This is a genomic window from Streptomyces davaonensis JCM 4913, assembly GCF_000349325.1.
GTDB classification, from domain to species: Bacteria; Actinomycetota; Actinomycetes; order Streptomycetales; family Streptomycetaceae; genus Streptomyces; species Streptomyces davaonensis.
In genome coordinates this window covers 7947903-7961556 of record NC_020504.1, presented here as the reverse complement: position 1 = coordinate 7961556, position 13654 = coordinate 7947903, and the positions used below count along the sequence as shown (strand labels likewise).

The window sequence follows — 13654 nt, the reverse complement described above, 5'->3', positions numbered from 1 at the left end:
GGTTCAGGAGCCGGTGCTGCCGAACTCACGCTCCAGGGACGCGATCTGGTTGGAGCCGAGGCCACGCACCCGGCGGCTCTCGGAGATGCCGAGCCGCTCCATGATCTGCTTGGCGCGGACCTTGCCCACGCCCGGCAGGGACTCCAGGAGAGCGGAGACCTTCATCTTGCCGATGACGTCGTTCTCCTGGCCCTGCTTGATGACCTCGTGAAGGGAGGCGCCGGAGTGCTTGAGTCGATTCTTGACCTCGGCCCGCTCCCGGCGAGCCGCGGCGGCCTTTTCGAGCGCGGCTGCGCGCTGTTCAGGGGTAAGGGGCGGAAGAGCCACGCCTACGTCACCTCGGATGTTGACTGTCGGATACGGACCGGTGAGGAACCTAGTCGCCCCACACCTGGGGAGCCACGAGCAACACGCTTGCCCGTTCTCTGCTCGGAGACTAGCGGGCAAGTCCGCCAGAGTCAGCGAGAACAGCGGAAAAGTCCTGGTCAGCCTCCGCCAGGACGGACATATCAGACAAATTGCCCCGGATTTGAGAATGTATTCAGGCTCAAGTCGGCCCGGAGTCGCCGATCGAAGGACTCGAACAAGCGTCTAAATACCCCCGGCCGACCTGCCCTGACGACTCACCCGGCCGTCACGGCCGCCCGGATCTCCTCCGCGAACCGATCCGCGGCCGACCGCAGCGCGCCGACATCGGGACCGTGCCGCAGCACTCCCCTGCTGACGTTCGGCACCACATTGCGCACCGCCGCCCCGAACACCCGCGGAAGGTCGGCGGGAGTCGCCCCCTGGGCGCCGATGCCGGGCGCGAGGAGCGGGCCGTTGATCCGGAGGTCGTAGGTGGACAGATCGCCGAGCGTGGCCCCGACGACCGCGCCGAAGGAGCCCAGCGGCTCCTCCCCCGTGTTCTCGGCGGCGAGGTGGGCCAGCATGGTCGCACCCACGTTCCGCCCGTCGGCCCGCACCGCGTGCTGGACCTCGCCGCCCTCCGGGTTGGAGGTCAGCGCCAGCACGAAGAGCCCGGTGCCGCTCTCCCGCGCCAGCGCCACCGCGGGCGACAGCGAGCCGTAGCCGAGGTACGGCGAGACGGTCAGCGCGTCCGAGAACAGCGGGGAGTCCTTGCGCAGGAAGGCCTCGGCGTACGCGGCCATGGTCGAGCCGATGTCGCCGCGCTTGGCGTCCATCACGACCAGCGCCCCGGCCGCGCGGGCCTCCTCGACCGACTTCTCCAGCACGGCGACCCCGCGCGACCCGAAGCGCTCGAAGAACGCGCTCTGCGGCTTCAGCACGGCGACCCGGTCCGCCATCGCCTCGACGACCGTGCGGCTGAACCGCTCCAGACCGGCGATGTCGTCGTTCAGGCCCCATTCCGCGAGCAGGGAGGCGTGCGGGTCGATGCCGACGCACAGCGGGCCGCGCTCGTCCATGGCACGGCGCAGCCGTGCGCCGAAGGGTTCCAGAGTCATGCGGCCTTCCTTACGTCGGCGCCGACCGCGTCGGCGAGGGTGGCGTACGGGCTGGTGCGCAGGCGCGCGGCGAGCCCCTTGTGCACGGCGCGGCCCCAGAAGGGCCCCTGGTAGATGAAGGCGCTGTACCCCTGGACCAGCGTGGCGCCGGCCAGGATGCGCTGCCAGGCGTCCTCGGCGTTCTCGATGCCGCCCACGCCGACGAGGGTGATGCGGTCGCCCACGCGCGCGTAGAGGCGCCGCAGCACCTCCAGGGAGCGTTCCTTCAGCGGGGCGCCGGACAGTCCGCCGGTCTCCTGGACCAGGGCGGGCGCGGACGTCAGGCCGAGACCCTCGCGCGCGATGGTGGTGTTGGTGGCGATGATGCCGTCCAGGCCCAGCTCGACGGCGAGGTCGGCCACGGCGTCGATGTCCTCGTCGGCGAGGTCCGGCGCGATCTTCACCAGGAGCGGGACGCGGCGCGTGGTGACGGTACGGTCGGCGGCCTCGCGTACGGCGCTCAGCAGCGGGCGCAGCGCCTCGGTGGCCTGGAGGTTGCGCAGCCCCGGCGTGTTCGGCGAGGACACGTTCACGACCAGGTAGTCGGCATACGGCGCCAGCCGCTCGGTCGACTTCACGTAGTCCCCGGTCGCCTCGGCCTCGGGCACCACCTTGGTCTTGCCGATGTTGACGCCGAGAACGGTCCGGAAGACGGGCGTACGGGAGGCCAGACGGGCGGCGACGGCCAGCGAGCCCTCGTTGTTGAAGCCCATGCGGTTGATGAGCGCCCGGTCCGCCACCAGGCGGAACAGCCGCTTCTTGGGGTTGCCGGGCTGGGCCTCCCCGGTGACGGTGCCGATCTCGACGTGGTCGAATCCGAGCATCGACATGCCGTCGATCGCGACCGCGTTCTTGTCGAATCCCGCGGCCAGCCCGAACGGCCCGTGCATGCGCAGCCCGAAGGCCTCGGTGCGCAGTTCCTTGTAGCGGGGCGCGAGCACGGCGGCGATGAAGGTGCGCAGCACGGGGACGCTCGCCGCGAGCCGGATCCAGCGGAAGGCGAGGTGGTGCGCCTGCTCGGGGTCCATCCGCTTGAAGACGAGGTTGAAGAAGATCTTGTACATGGTCCTCACCGAGAAGTGGTGTCCTCAGCAAGAGGGGGACACCGTTTCCGGTGTCCCCCTCAGGGCTGCTAGTCGCGGGCCGCGGTCAGGTGTTCGGCGTGTTCCTGGAGTGAACGCACGCCCACGTCGCCGTGGTTGAGGGCGTCGATGCCCTGGACCGCGGCGGCCAGCGCCTGCACGGTCGTCAGGCACGGCACGGACCGCGCCACGGCCGCCGTACGGATCTCGTAGCCGTCGAGGCGGCCGCCGGTGCCGTAGGGGGTGTTGACGATGAGGTTGACCTCGCCGTCGTGGATGAGCTGGACGATGGTCTTCTCGCCGTTCGGGCCGGGGCCCTCGGACTGCTTGCGCACGACGGTGGCGTTGATGCCGTTGCGCTTGAGGACCTCGGCGGTGCCGGAGGTGGCCATCAGCTCGAAGCCGTGGGCGACCAGTTCACGCGCCGGGAAGATCATCGAGCGCTTGTCGCGGTTGGCGACCGAGATGAAGGCGCGGCCCTTGGTGGGCAGCGGGCCGTAGGCGCCCGCCTGGGACTTGGCGTACGCCGTGCCGAAGACGGAGTCGATGCCCATGACCTCACCGGTGGAGCGCATCTCCGGGCCGAGGACGGTGTCGACGCCGCGGCCGTGGATGTCGCGGAAGCGCGACCACGGCATCACGGCTTCCTTGACGGAGATCGGCGCGTCCAGCGGCAGCTCGCCGCCGTCGCCGTTCGCCGGGAGCAGGCCCTCGGCGCGCAGCTCGGCGATGCTCGCGCCCAGCGAGATCCGGGCGGCGGCCTTCGCCAGCGGCACCGCGGTCGCCTTGGAGGTGAAGGGGACCGTACGGGACGCGCGCGGGTTGGCCTCCAGGACGTAGAGGATGTCACCGGCCATCGCGAACTGGATGTTGATCAGGCCGCGGACGCCGACGCCGCGCGCGATGGCCTCCGTGGACGCCCTGAGCCGCTTGATGTCGAAGCCGCCGAGGGTGATCGGGGGCAGCGCGCACGCCGAGTCGCCGGAGTGGATGCCGGCCTCCTCGATGTGCTCCATCACGCCGCCGAGGTAGAGCTCCTCACCGTCGTAGAGCGCGTCCACGTCGATCTCGATCGCGTCGTCCAGGAAGCGGTCGACGAGGACCGGCCGGTTGGGGCTGATCTCGGTGGACTCGGCGATGTAGGAGGCGAGGCGGGCCTCGTCGTAGACGATCTCCATGCCGCGCCCGCCGAGGACGTACGACGGCCGGACGAGGACCGGGTAGCCGATCTCGTCGGCGATGGCCTTGGCCTCGGCGAAGGTGGTCGCGGTGCCGTGCTTGGGGGCCGGGAGGCCGGCCTCCTTCAGGACGCGGCCGAAGGCGCCGCGGTCCTCGGCGGCGTGGATGGCCTCCGGGGAGGTGCCGACGATCGGCACGCCGTTGTCCTTCAGCGCCTGCGCCAGGCCCAGCGGGGTCTGGCCGCCGAGCTGGACGACCACGCCCGCGATCGGGCCCGCGAGGGACTCCGCGTGGACGATCTCCAGCACGTCCTCGAGGGTCAGCGGCTCGAAGTACAGCCGGTCCGAGGTGTCGTAGTCGGTGGAGACGGTCTCCGGGTTGCAGTTGACCATCACGGTCTCGAACCCGGCGTCGCTCAGCGCGAAGGAGGCGTGCACGCAGGAGTAGTCGAACTCGATGCCCTGGCCGATGCGGTTCGGGCCCGAGCCGAGGATGATCACCGCGGGCTTCTCACGCGGGGCGACCTCGGTCTCCTCGTCGTAGGACGAGTAGAAGTACGGCGTGTTCGCGGCGAACTCGGCGGCGCAGGTGTCGACCGTCTTGTAGACCGGGCGGATGCCGAGCGCGTGCCGGACCTCGCGGACGACGTCCTCGCGCAGGCCGCGGATCTCGCCGATCTGCTGGTCGGAGAAGCCGTGCCGCTTGGCCTCGGCGAGCAGTTCGGGGGTGAGCTCGCGCGCCTCGGCGAGTTCGTCGGCGGTCTCCTTGATCAGGAAGAGCTGGTCGACGAACCAGGGGTCGATCTTCGTGTACTCGAAGATCTCCTCGGGCGTGGCGCCCGCGCGGATGGCCTGCATGACGGTGTTGATCCGGCCGTCGGTGGGCCGTACGGCCTCGGCGAGCAGCGCGGCCTTGTCGCCGGGCTCGCCGACGAAGGTGAACTGGCTGCCCTTCTTCTCCAGCGAGCGCAGCGCCTTCTGGAAGGCCTCGGTGAAGTTGCGGCCGATGGCCATGGCCTCGCCGACCGACTTCATGGTGGTGGTCAGCGTGGAGTCGGCCTGCGGGAACTTCTCGAAGGCGAACCGCGGGGCCTTGACGACCACGTAGTCGAGCGTGGGCTCGAAGGAGGCCGGGGTCTGCTGCGTGATGTCGTTCGGGATCTCGTCGAGCGTGTAGCCGACGGCCAGCTTGGCGGCGATCTTGGCGATCGGGAAGCCGGTCGCCTTGGAGGCGAGCGCCGAGGACCGGGACACACGCGGGTTCATCTCGATGACGATGACGCGGCCGTCGTCCGGGTTCACCGCGAACTGGATGTTGCAGCCGCCGGTGTCGACGCCGACCTCGCGGATCACGGCGATGCCGATGTCCCGCAGGATCTGGTACTCGCGGTCCGTCAGCGTCATCGCGGGGGCGACGGTGATGGAGTCACCGGTGTGCACGCCCATGGGGTCGAAGTTCTCGATGGAGCAGACGACCACCACGTTGTCGTGCTTGTCGCGCATCAGCTCCAGCTCGTACTCCTTCCAGCCGAGGATGGACTCCTCCAGGAGCACCTCGGTGGTCGGCGAGAGCGTGAGGCCCTGGCCGGCGATGCGGCGCAGCTCCTCCTCGTCGTGCGCGAAGCCGGAGCCGGCGCCGCCCATGGTGAAGGAGGGACGCACGACGACCGGATAGCCGCCGAGCGTCTCGACGCCCTTGAGCACGTCGTCCATGGAGTGGCAGATGACCGAGCGGGCGGACTCGCCGTGCCCGATCTTGGCGCGGACGGCCTCGACGACCTCCTTGAAGAGGTCGCGGTCCTCGCCCTTGTTGATGGCCTCGACGTTGGCGCCGATCAGCTCGACGCCGTACTTCTCCAGCGTGCCCGCCTCGTGCAGCGAGATCGCGGTGTTCAGGGCCGTCTGGCCGCCCAGGGTGGGCAGCAGGGCGTCCGGGCGCTCCTTGGCGATGATCTTCTCGACGAACTCCGGGGTGATCGGCTCGACATAGGTGGCGTCGGCGATCTCCGGGTCGGTCATGATCGTCGCCGGGTTGGAGTTCACGAGGATGACCCGCAGGCCCTCGGCCCGCAGCACCCGGCACGCCTGGGTGCCGGAGTAGTCGAACTCGGCGGCCTGGCCGATGACGATCGGGCCGGAGCCGATGACCAGGACGGACTGGATATCGGTGCGCTTAGGCACGCTGGCCCTCCATCAGGGAAACGAAGCGGTCGAACAGGTAGGCGGCGTCATGCGGGCCCGCTGCCGCTTCGGGGTGGTACTGGACACTGAAGGCCGGGCGGTCGAGGAGCTGAAGGCCCTCCACCACGTTGTCGTTGAGGCAGACGTGGGAGACCTCGGCGCGGCCGTAGGGGGTCTCGGAGACCTGGTCGAGCGGGGCGTCGACGGCGAAGCCGTGGTTGTGCGCGGTGACCTCGACCTTGCCGGTCGTACGGTCCTGCACCGGCTGGTTGATGCCGCGGTGGCCGTACTTCAGCTTGTAGGTGCCGAAGCCGAGGGCGCGGCCGAGGATCTGGTTGCCGAAGCAGATGCCAAAGAGCGGGGTGCCGCGCTCCAGGACCGCCTGCATCACCGAGACCGGGTGGTCCGCGGTGGCCGGGTCGCCGGGGCCGTTGGAGAAGAACACGCCGTCCGGGTTCACGGCGTACACGTCCTCGGCGGTCGCCGTGGCCGGCAGCACATGGACCTCGATGCCGCGCTCGGCCATCCGGTGCGGGGTCATGCCCTTGATGCCGAGGTCGACGGCGGCGACGGTGAACTTCTTCTCGCCGATCGCGGGGACGACGTACGCCTCCTTGGTGGCGACCTCGGCGGAGAGGTCGGCGCCCTTCATCTCGGGGGCCTGGCGGACCTCGGCGAGCATGACGCCCTCGTCGGGCAGGGCGTTGCCGGAGAAGATGCCGACGCGCATGGCGCCGCGCTCACGCAGATGGCGGGTCAGCGCGCGCGTGTCGATGTTGGAGATCCCGACGACGCCCTGGTGGCGCAGCTCGTCGTCCAGCGAGCGCTTGGCGCGCCAGTTGGACGGCACGCGCGCGGGGTCGCGCACGACGTATCCGGCGACCCAGATCCGCTTGCTCTCCGGGTCCTCGTCGTTGACGCCGGTGTTGCCGACGTGCGGGGCGGTCATCACGACGACCTGGCGGTGGTACGACGGATCGGTGAGCGTCTCCTGGTAGCCGGTCATGCCGGTGGAGAACACGGCCTCGCCGAAGGTCACCCCCACGGCCCCGTAGGCACGGCCGCGGAAGATCCGGCCGTCCTCCAGGACGAGGACGGCGGGAACCTTGGTGGCTCCCCTTGTGGAGGTCGTCATCGTGCGCCTTCCGTGTTGTTGATCATCTGGTTCAGGGTGTCGACCCAGGTGCCGTGCTCGGCGGCCGTGTCCGAGCGGAAGCCGGAGTCGATCAGGCGGTCGCCGTGCGCCCAGGTCACGACGAGCAGGCCGCCCTCGGTGAGCACCTTGCCGGCGATGCCCTTGTCGAGCCGGGCCTCACGCAGCTGCCCGGCCGGGACGAAGAAGTCGGTCGCCCCGGGGCGTACGACGACCAGGCCCGCGTCGGTCAGCGTGAGCTCGACCCGGCTGCGGGCGCCGAGGCCGTGCGCCACGATCCGGTCGAGCCACTGCCCGGCGGTGGTGGAGCCGTGGTAGCGGCCACTCATCGTCAGTGTGGCCTCGCCCGGCTCGGACGGCGCGCTGGGCAGCTCGGGCAGGTCGCCCTGGAGCGTGCCGCGCCATTTCCAGCCCTCGCGCATCAGCCAGTAGACGAGCGCGACGAAGAGCACGAGTCCGACGAGCCAGCCGATCCGGGCGGCCCAGTCGGTCACCTCGGCCGACTTCTGGTCTGCGGCAATGGTCAAAAGGGGTGTCACGTGAGCTTCCCGTCGACGAGCGTGGCCTTGCCCCGGAGCCACGTGTGCGTCACACGGCCCGGCAGCTCACGCCCCTCGTAGGGAGTGTTGCGGCTGCGCGAGGCGAAGCCCGCAGGGTCCACGGACCCACGGTATGCCGTATCGACGAGCGTGAGGTTGGCGGGCTCACCAGCCGAGACGGGACGGCCGTGGCCCCTGGCCTGCCCGATCTCGGCGGGCTTGAAGGACATGCGCGCGGCGACTCCGGCCCAGTCGAGGAGCCCGGTGTCGACCATGGTCTCCTGCACCACTGACAGCGCGGTCTCCAGGCCGACCATGCCCATGGCGGCCGCGGCCCACTCGCAGTCCTTGTCCTCGTGCGGGTGCGGGGCGTGGTCGGTGGCGACGATGTCGATCGTGCCGTCGGCGAGCGCCTCGCGCAGCGCCAGCACATCACGCTCGGTGCGCAGCGGCGGGTTGACCTTGTAGACCGGGTTGTACGTCCGGACCAGCTCGTCGGTGAGGAGGAGGTGGTGCGGGGTGACCTCGGCGGTGACGTCGATGCCGCGGGACTTGGCCCAGCGCACGATCTCGACCGAGCCGGCGGTCGAGAGGTGGCAGATGTGGACGCGGGAGCCGACGTGCTCGGCGAGCAGGACGTCCCGGGCGATGATCGATTCCTCGGCCACCGCGGGCCAGCCGCCGAGACCCAGTTCGGCGGAGACGATGCCCTCGTTCATCTGGGCGCCCTCGGTCAGCCGCGGCTCCTGCGCGTGCTGGGCGACGACCCCGCCGAAGGCCTTCACGTACTCCAGGGCCCGGCGCATGATCACTGCGTCGTCGACGCACTTGCCGTCGTCGGAGAAGACGGTGACCCCGGCGGCCGACTCGTGCATGGCGCCCAGCTCGGCGAGCTTCCTGCCCTCCAGGCCGACGGTGACGGCGCCGATGGGCTGGACGTCGCAGTAGCCGTGCTCCTGGCCGAGCCGATAGACCTGCTCGACCACACCGGCGGTGTCGGCGACGGGGAAGGTGTTGGCCATGGCGAACACGGCGGTGTAGCCGCCGCTCGCCGCCGCGCGCGTGCCGGTCAGCACGGTCTCGGAGTCCTCGCGGCCGGGCTCGCGCAGATGGGTGTGCAGATCGACCAGGCCCGGCAGGAGCACCTTGCCCTCGGCCTCGACGACCTCGGCGCCCTCGGCGGACAGCCCGGTGCCGACGGCCTCGATGACGGAGCCGTCGATCAGCACGTCCTGCGCCTCGCCGCCGAGCACCTTCGCACCACGGATCAGGATCTTGCTCATGGTCTTACTTCTCCTCGATGCGGGTGTGGGTGACGGCGGGCTGGTTGCCGCCCAGCAGCAGGTACAGAACGGCCATCCGGATGGAGACTCCGTTTGCGACCTGCTCGACGACGGTGCAGCGCTCGGAGTCGGCGACCTCGGCGGTGATCTCCATGCCGCGGACCATCGGGCCGGGGTGCATCACGATGGCGTGCTCGGGCATCTTCGCCATGCGCTCGCCGTCCAGGCCGTAGCGCCGTGAGTACTCGCGCTCGGTCGGGAAGAACGCGGCGTTCATCCGCTCGCGCTGGACGCGGAGCATCATCACGGCGTCGGACTTGGGCAGCACCGCGTCGAGGTCGTACGACACCTCGCACGGCCAGGTGTCGACGCCGACCGGGACCAGGGTGGGAGGGGCGACGAGGGTGACCTCGGCGCCGAGGGTGTGCAGCAGGTCGACGTTGGAGCGGGCGACCCGGCTGTGCAGGACGTCGCCGACGAGCGTGATCCGCTTGCCCGCGAGGTCCCGGCCGATCCCCGCGTCCCGGCCGACGAGCCGGCGGCGCATGGTGAAGGCGTCCAGCAGGGCCTGGGTCGGGTGCTGGTGGGTGCCGTCACCGGCGTTGATGACGACGGCGTCGATCCAGCCGGAGTTGGCGAGCCGGTACGGCGCTCCGGAGGCGCCGTGCCGGATGACGACGGCGTCGACGCCCATGGCCTCCAGGGTCTGGGCGGTGTCCTTGAGGGACTCGCCCTTGGAGACGCTGGATCCCTTGGCGGTGAAGTTGATGACGTCCGCGGACAGCCGCTTCTCGGCGGCCTCGAAGGAGATCCGTGTCCGCGTGGAGTCCTCGAAGAAGAGGTTGACGATGGTGCGGCCGCGCAGGGTCGGCAGCTTCTTGATGGGCCGGTCGGCCACCCGGGCCATCTCCTCGGCGGTGTCGAGGATCTGGACGGCGTCGTCGCGGGTGAGATCGGCGGCCGAGATGAGATGACGCTGCATCTGTCAGGCTCCGTAAGGCAGTTCAGAAGGGGAGATTCCGGGCAAGCGCGGACATGCCGAGAGTCGGCGTGTCCCGTCGGCTCGCTACTGGGTCGGCTTCACACCGAGCAGCACGGTGTCGCGACCGTCCTCCTCGGCGAGCAGGACCTTGACCGTCTCTCGCAACGACGTGGGGAGGTTCTTGCCGACATAGTCGGCGCGAATGGGCAGTTCGCGGTGGCCGCGGTCGACGAGCACGGCGAGCTGCACCGCGCGCGGGCGGCCGATGTCGTTCAGCGCGTCGAGGGCGGCGCGGATGGTGCGGCCGGAGAAGAGCACGTCGTCGACGAGGACGACGAGGCGGCCGTCGATGCCGTCACCGGGGATCTCCGTGCGCGCGAGGGCCCGCGGCGGGTGCATGCGCAGGTCGTCGCGGTACATGGTGATGTCGAGGGAGCCGACCGGGATCTTGCGCCCGGTGATCTCCTCCAGCTTGACGGCGAGCCGCCGACCGAGGAAGACGCCCCGGGTCGGAATGCCGAGGAGCACCACGTCGTCGGCGCCCTTGGCGCGCTCGACGATCTCGTGGGCGATGCGGGTCAAGACCCGCGCGATGTCGGGGCCTTCGAGAACGGGCCGCGCATCGGACGCTTGAGTGTCCATACGAAAAGGACCTCCTTCTCCGCCTCACGGGACGGACCTTAAAGGACGTCGGGTTTACGTCATCCACCGTAGCAGGCCGGAAAACGGACCCGGATCACCCCCTTGGCCCAGTCGGCCGCCGCTACCACGGAAGAGTCGGTGTGGACCATTCGGCTTGACGCATGAGAGTCACGCTGCGTAACCTCACAGTGAGTTACCAGCCGCGCGGCAGGAAGACGGCCGGCCGCGTCGACACAGTGTCCGGGGAGCTATATGTCCAGCGAATACGCCAAACAGCTCGGGGCCAAGCTCCGGGCCATCCGCACCCAGCAGGGCCTTTCCCTCCACGGTGTCGAGGAGAAGTCCCAGGGACGCTGGAAGGCCGTGGTGGTCGGGTCCTACGAGCGCGGCGACCGCGCCGTGACCGTACAGCGCCTCGCCGAGCTGGCGGATTTCTACGGCGTTCCGGTCCAGGAGCTGCTCCCGGGCACCACGCCGGGCGGCGCCGCCGAGCCGCCGCCGAAGCTGGTCCTGGACCTGGAGCGGCTGGCGCACGTCCCGGCCGAGAAGGCCGGTCCGCTCCAGCGCTACGCCGCGACGATCCAGTCGCAGCGCGGTGACTACAACGGCAAGGTGCTCTCGATCCGCCAGGACGACCTGCGCACACTCGCCGTCATCTACGACCAGTCCCCCTCGGTCCTCACCGAGCAGCTGATCAGCTGGGGCGTGCTGGACGCCGACGCCCGTCGCGCGGTGTCCCACGAGGAAGCCTGACCCTTCTGCCGACTGAGCAGAAACGTGCCGCCGGGGTGGCCGGAACTTGACGGTTCCGACCACCCCGGCGGCGTTCTCGGTCAGGAGTCCAAGACATGCCGGAGGGCCCACAGCAGCTCGCTGTGGGCCCTCCGGCGTGTGCGTGTCCCGCTACGCCTCGTCTCGGCGCAGCGAGGGCTTGAGCTCCTTCAGGCGGCCGAGGAGGCCGTTGACGAACGCGGGCGACTCGTCCGTGGAGAACTCCTTGGCCAGCTGCACCATCTCGTCCAGCACGACGGCGTCCGGGGTTCCGTCGACCCAGATCAGCTCGTAGGCGCCGAGCCGCAGGATGTTGCGGTCGACGACCGGCATCCGGTCGAGCGTCCAGCCGACCGCGTACTGCGCGATCAGCTCGTCGATGCGCGCCGCCTTCCCGGCGTAGCCCTCGACCAGCTCCATCGTGTACTCGCTCACCGGCGGCTGCCGGGTGTCGGTCCGGGAGAGCCGGACCCAGTCCGCGAGGACGGTCAGGACGTCGACACCACGCTGGTCGCCCTCGAAGAGGATCTGGAAGGCGCGCTTGCGGGCCGTGTTGCGGGCAGCCACGGTTAGCTGTTCACCCGGCCGAGGTAGTCGCTGGTGCGGGTGTCGACCTTGATCTTCTCGCCGGTGGTGATGAAGAGCGGGACCTGGATCTGGTGGCCGGTCTCCAGCGTGGCGGGCTTGGTGCCACCGGTGGAGCGGTCGCCCTGGACGCCCGGCTCGGTCTCCTGGATGACGAGCTCGACGGCGGCCGGCAGCTCGACGAAGAGCACCTCGCCCTCGTGCTGCGCGACGGTGGCGGTGAAGCCCTCGATCAGGAAGTTGGCGGCGTCGCCGACGGCCTTGCGGTCGACCATGAGCTGGTCGTAGGTCTCCATGTCCATGAAGACGAAGTACTCGCCGTCCATGTAGGAGAACTGCATGTCGCGCTTGTCGACGGTGGCCGTCTCGACCTTCACGCCGGCGTTGAAGGTCTTGTCGACGACCTTCCCGGACAGCACGTTCTTGAGCTTGGTGCGCACGAAGGCCGGGCCCTTGCCGGGCTTGACGTGCTGGAACTCGACGACGGACCAGAGCTGGCCGCCTTCGAGCTTGAGCACCATGCCGTTCTTGAGGTCGTTCGTGGAAGCCACGGTTGCGGAATCTCCTGGACTGACGTGGACGACCCCGGCGCACGCTCCTGTTTAAAGGGCGAGCAGCTCCTTGGTCGTGATGGTGAGTAGCTCGGGTCCGCCGTCCGCCTCGGGGCGGACGACGAGCGTGTCATCGATCCGGACGCCGCCCCGGCCCGGGAGGTGGACCCCCGGTTCGACGGTGACCGGCACGCAAGCGTCCAGTTTACCCATGGCCGCGGGGGCCAACTGCGGGTCCTCGTCGATTTCGAGTCCGACGCCATGACCGGTGAGCGGTAGCAGGCCCTCCGCATGGCCGGCGGAGTCCAGCACCTGGCGTGCCGCGCGGTCCACGTCGCGGTAGGCGGCGCCGGGTGCGAGGGACTCCCGGCCGGCGCGCTGAGCGGCGAAGACGAGGTCGTACAGCTCGATCTGCCAGTCCGCGGGCGAGGTGCCGATGACGAAGGTACGGCCGATCTCGCAGCGGTAGCCACGGTAGGTGGCGCCCAGGCAGACGGAGAGGAAGTCGCCCTCCTCCACCCGCCGGTCGGTGGGCCGGTGGGCGCGCCGTCCGGAGTTCGGTCCGGTGGCGACGGAGGTCGGGAAGGCGGGTCCGTCGGCGCCGTGGTCGACCAGCCGGCGCTCGAGCTCCAGCGCGAGATGCCGTTCGGTGCGGCCGACGAGGATGGACTCCAGGAGTTCGCCCAGGGCCTGGTCGGCGATCTCGGCGCCGATGCGCAGGCAGGAGATCTCCTCCTCGTCCTTCACCACCCTCAGCTGCTCGACGGCCCCGCCCAGCTCTGTGAGGCGCAGCCGGGGCGCGACGGAGCCGATGGCCCGGTACCGGGCGACGGTGAGGTGATGTTCCTCCACGGCCAGGGATTCGGCGCGCTGTCCTCCGGCGAGGTCGGCGGCGGCCACCGCTGCGTCGCCTTCGGCGCGGGGGAGGTTGTGCACGCGCAGTGCCTCGTCCGGGCGGCCCTCGGCGGGGCGGTCGTCGGGCGGGCCGGTGCACACCAGGACGTCCTCGGTTCGGCCGATCAGCAGGACGGCGTCCTTGGGGGCCGCGCCTGCCAGGTAGCGGACGTTGGCGGGGCGCGTGATCAGAGCGGAGTGGCTGCCGCCGGCTTGGCAGCGGTCCTTGAGCCTTGCTCTTCGGGTGGCGTACACCTCTGACATGTGTCGAGCGTAGGAGCTTTGTGGGTGCGGCGCGTTTTGGGAGG

13 protein-coding genes are annotated in these 13654 nt (G+C 70.1%); 1 reads left to right on the top strand and 12 read right to left on the bottom strand.

What is annotated here, in order from left to right:
* Window positions 1-3 precede the first annotated feature (3 nt).
* From BN159_RS35255 to pyrR, 9 genes are all read right to left on the bottom strand, one after another.
* Window positions 4-327: an integration host factor gene (locus BN159_RS35255; RefSeq protein WP_003977346.1), complete on the bottom strand. Its 324-nt coding sequence runs from the start codon at window positions 325-327 to the stop codon at window positions 4-6.
* Between the two features lie 296 nt (window positions 328-623).
* Window positions 624-1466 carry an orotidine-5'-phosphate decarboxylase gene (gene pyrF, locus BN159_RS35250; protein WP_015661817.1) on the bottom strand — a complete coding sequence of 281 codons (843 nt, stop codon included), beginning with the start codon at window positions 1464-1466 and terminating at the stop codon, window positions 624-626.
* Window positions 1463-2569 carry a quinone-dependent dihydroorotate dehydrogenase gene (locus BN159_RS35245; RefSeq protein ID WP_015661816.1) on the bottom strand — a complete coding sequence of 369 codons (1107 nt, stop codon included), beginning with the start codon at window positions 2567-2569 and terminating at the stop codon, window positions 1463-1465. Before BN159_RS35245 ends, pyrF begins: the two co-directional genes overlap by 4 nt.
* 68 nt (window positions 2570-2637) lie before the next feature.
* Window positions 2638-5946, bottom strand: a complete 3309-nt coding sequence (gene carB / locus BN159_RS35240) for a carbamoyl-phosphate synthase large subunit (protein WP_015661815.1) — start codon at window positions 5944-5946, stop codon at window positions 2638-2640.
* On the bottom strand, window positions 5939-7081 hold the full coding sequence (gene carA, locus BN159_RS35235) for a glutamine-hydrolyzing carbamoyl-phosphate synthase small subunit (RefSeq protein WP_015661814.1): 1143 nt from the start codon (window positions 7079-7081) through the stop codon (window positions 5939-5941). The genes carB and carA overlap by 8 nt, the downstream gene beginning before the upstream one ends.
* Window positions 7078-7638 (bottom strand): PH-like domain-containing protein, encoded by a 561-nt coding sequence (locus BN159_RS35230; protein WP_015661813.1) that lies wholly within the window; start codon window positions 7636-7638, stop codon window positions 7078-7080. The genes carA and BN159_RS35230 overlap by 4 nt, the downstream gene beginning before the upstream one ends.
* Window positions 7635-8921 (bottom strand): dihydroorotase, encoded by a 1287-nt coding sequence (locus BN159_RS35225; protein WP_015661812.1) that lies wholly within the window; start codon window positions 8919-8921, stop codon window positions 7635-7637. The genes BN159_RS35230 and BN159_RS35225 overlap by 4 nt, the downstream gene beginning before the upstream one ends.
* Window positions 8922-8925: 4 nt before the next feature.
* Complete coding sequence (locus tag BN159_RS35220; protein WP_015661811.1) at window positions 8926-9903, bottom strand: aspartate carbamoyltransferase catalytic subunit; 978 nt, start codon at window positions 9901-9903, stop codon at window positions 8926-8928.
* An 84-nt stretch (window positions 9904-9987) separates the two neighbouring features.
* The gene (gene pyrR, locus BN159_RS35215; protein WP_015661810.1) at window positions 9988-10545 is read right to left on the bottom strand and encodes a bifunctional pyr operon transcriptional regulator/uracil phosphoribosyltransferase PyrR; all 558 of its coding nucleotides are present in this window, start codon (window positions 10543-10545) and stop codon (window positions 9988-9990) included.
* 252 nt (window positions 10546-10797) lie between these two features.
* Between pyrR and bldD the strand changes: the two genes are divergently transcribed.
* Window positions 10798-11298, top strand: a complete 501-nt coding sequence (gene bldD, locus BN159_RS35210; RefSeq protein ID WP_015661809.1) for a transcriptional regulator BldD — start codon at window positions 10798-10800, stop codon at window positions 11296-11298.
* 150 nt (window positions 11299-11448) lie between these two features.
* Here bldD and nusB read toward each other — a convergent pair whose 3' ends face one another.
* The 3 genes from nusB to BN159_RS35195 are packed head-to-tail and all read right to left on the bottom strand — an operon-like array spanning window position 11449 to window position 13610.
* Entirely contained in the window at window positions 11449-11883 is a 435-nt protein-coding gene (gene nusB, locus BN159_RS35205; RefSeq protein WP_015661808.1) for a transcription antitermination factor NusB, read from the bottom strand.
* A 2-nt stretch (window positions 11884-11885) separates the two neighbouring features.
* Entirely contained in the window at window positions 11886-12452 is a 567-nt protein-coding gene (efp, locus tag BN159_RS35200) for an elongation factor P (RefSeq protein ID WP_015661807.1), read from the bottom strand.
* A gap of 51 nt (window positions 12453-12503) precedes the next feature.
* Window positions 12504-13610 (bottom strand): aminopeptidase P family protein, encoded by a 1107-nt coding sequence (locus BN159_RS35195; RefSeq protein WP_015661806.1) that lies wholly within the window; start codon window positions 13608-13610, stop codon window positions 12504-12506.
* Window positions 13611-13654 lie beyond the last annotated feature (44 nt).